General features: G+C 31.3%; 2 protein-coding genes. Both read right to left on the reverse strand.

The genetic code is table 11. The features are described from left to right. Positions 1 to 32: 32 nt before the first annotated feature. Entirely contained in the window at positions 33 to 1,349 is a 1,317-nt protein-coding gene (locus tag A9G25_RS11865; RefSeq protein ID WP_218057623.1) for a sulfatase-like hydrolase/transferase, read from the reverse strand. A gap of 716 nt (positions 1,350 to 2,065) precedes the next feature. Beyond that, positions 2,066 to 2,851, reverse strand: a 786-nt coding sequence (locus A9G25_RS11870) for a sulfatase-like hydrolase/transferase (RefSeq protein WP_176701087.1), incomplete at its 5' end; no start/stop codon positions are given.

The following is a 2,851-nucleotide window of genomic DNA, read 5'->3' on the forward strand; positions in this document are numbered from 1 at the left end:
CTATCAATTCCTCAACGTGTAGTAAGCACAAATTAATGCTTGTTAAGTACTTCTAAAAAAGGCATGACACTACTGTTTGGCATAAAAATCCGATCATTATTTTTTTCTTTGTCAAGGATAGCCGGATCAATCTCATAACCTAAAAGATTAGAAAGAATATATTTATTCATAAGCCCACTTAAATAACCATTTGGTCCCCGAAACGATTCAATAAATTGGCAATTATATCGCTGATTGGTTGATATAAACATAAAAGGGATTAGAAACTGGTCAATGTTGTCACCTATACCATGCCCCACATTCACAATTTCGCCATGATCCGAAGTATAAATAACGGTATAGTTGTTACTATATTTATTGATAACATCATATAATGCTTTGATTGTACGGTTGGTGTGATGAATAGTTAAATCATATGCTTCGACGTCAGGTAAGGCCAGCTTATCAACTTCATCATAACCTTTTGTATAGGGTTGGTGGCTACCGCGCAAATGCACAAAAATAAATTTTCTTGGAGAATTATCTTTTTGTAGAGTGTCTTCCAATAATTGACTTAAATGGATATCCAAAAGATCTTCACTAAAATTGATAACATCGCTTTTACGCGCAATAAAGCCATATTTAGTATTAAATGTACCTTGAATTCGTTGCCCAGCTGATGCTAACCAATAGGTTTTGTAATGATTGAACTTAGCCATTTCAATAATCGATTTATTATCAAATAAATTATCATTACTTTCGGGCACATTGAATGAAAGCGTCATTGGTATAGAATCCCGGGTTAAAGCAGCTGCTGAGTGGCTATTTGGGATAATACATCCGCCATTTTGACTAAAAATATTGGTCATAAAAGGCGTAGTTTGCTGATGATAACCATAAGCGCTATAGCGGGAAACTAAAGAAGATTCGCCCATAATAAATACGATTAAGTCATTATCAGGCTGATTAGGAGGTAAAATCACAGCTTGATTAAATTTTTCAATTTCATGAGTATCTGAATAAATATCTGTTGATGCATAACTAGTTAAAATATAAGCTAAATTAGCAAGTACAGCAGGATAACATTTACGAATTATTCCATCACTAGCTTTATAGAAACCTCGTTTAATATCAGGCCTTAATGCTGTGTAATTTACTAGACAATAAATAAGGTAGAACAATATAAGCATATAAATGGTTATGGGAATAAAAAGTTTAAATTTAATACGGACAATTTTTTTAAGAATCAATAATATAAAGAAGTCCGCAATAAACGCAGGAACTATTATGATCGAAGCTTGTTTAGCCATTGATATTGCTTCATGAGAATTAGTCTCAATAATAGAATCAAGTACTCCTTCTGATATCATTTCCCCATAAAAAATAAAATAACTAATTTCGGATAAAAAAAGGAATAATAATGAAAAGCCAAAGACAACAATAAGCTTATGACAGCTGCAAATACAATTATGTACTATCATAATAAAAATTAAAGTTGTTATTATTGTAATATAGAAAAACAAATCTCCAAAAATAGATTCGGTAGATTTATCATGATAGCTATTATTAAAGCAGTAAGACCAGATAACACTGATAAACGTATAAACCAATAACAATAATATTAAGGGCAGAACTCTTTTTATCCCACATAATTTCATAAAATATGACCTCATCTTATATTTGTGTATTTACTAGTTAAAGGTGACAGTTGATTTTGTCACTCTAGCCCTCAAATATTCTTTAGAATATCTTGCCACGTACAGCCGTCCCGCATTTAATATAAAATATTTTCTATTCTGTTACTATATGTTTGTTTATTTTTATTTTTTCTTATTTATTTACAATTTATGTTTTTCCCCAGTAGTTATCTGTTAACATATATTCTATATACATATAACGTGCTGTTATTGTTAATTTTTGGCAAAACTATATCATATACAATATCTTTTTATTTTCTTTTTATTGAAAGATCGGCAATCCTTAGTATGCAATAATAAAAAGGAGCTATATTTTTACGCCCATTTAATATTTTGTATAAAATTTATAGCCGATTTCTATCAATTCCTCAACGTGTAGTAAGCACAAATTAATGCTTGTTAAGTACTTCTAAAAAAGGCATGACACTACTGTTTGGCATAAAAATCCGATCATTATTTTTTTCTTTGTCAAGGATAGCCGGATCAATCTCATAACCTAAAAGATTAGAAAGAATATATTTATTCATAAGCCCACTTAAATAACCATTTGGTCCCCGAAACGATTCAATAAATTGGCAATTATATCGCTGATTGGTTGATATAAACATAAAAGGGATTAGAAACTGGTCAATGTTGTCACCTATACCATGCCCCACATTCACAATTTCGCCATGATCCGAAGTATAAATAACGGTATAGTTGTTACTATATTTATTGATAACATCATATAATGCTTTGATTGTACGGTTGGTGTGATGAATAGTTAAATCATATGCTTCGACGTCAGGTAAGGCCAGCTTATCAACTTCATCATAACCTTTTGTATAGGGTTGGTGGCTACCGCGCAAATGCACAAAAATAAATTTTCTTGGAGAATTATCTTTTTGTAGAGTGTCTTCCAATAATTGACTTAAATGGATATCCAAAAGATCTTCACTAAAATTGATAACATCGCTTTTACGCGCAATAAAGCCATATTTAGTATTAAATGTACCTTGAATTCGTTGCCCAGCTGATGCTAACCAATAGGTTTTGTAATGATTGAACTTAGCCATTTCAATAATCGATTTATTATCAAATAAATTATCATTACTTTCGGGCACATTGAATGAAAGCGTCATTGGTATAGAATCCCGGGTTAAAGCAGCTGCTGAGTGGCTATTTGGGATAATACA

Source organism: Gilliamella sp. Bif1-4, from assembly GCF_001690535.1.
Taxonomy (GTDB): domain Bacteria; phylum Pseudomonadota; class Gammaproteobacteria; order Enterobacterales; family Orbaceae; genus Gilliamella; species Gilliamella bombi.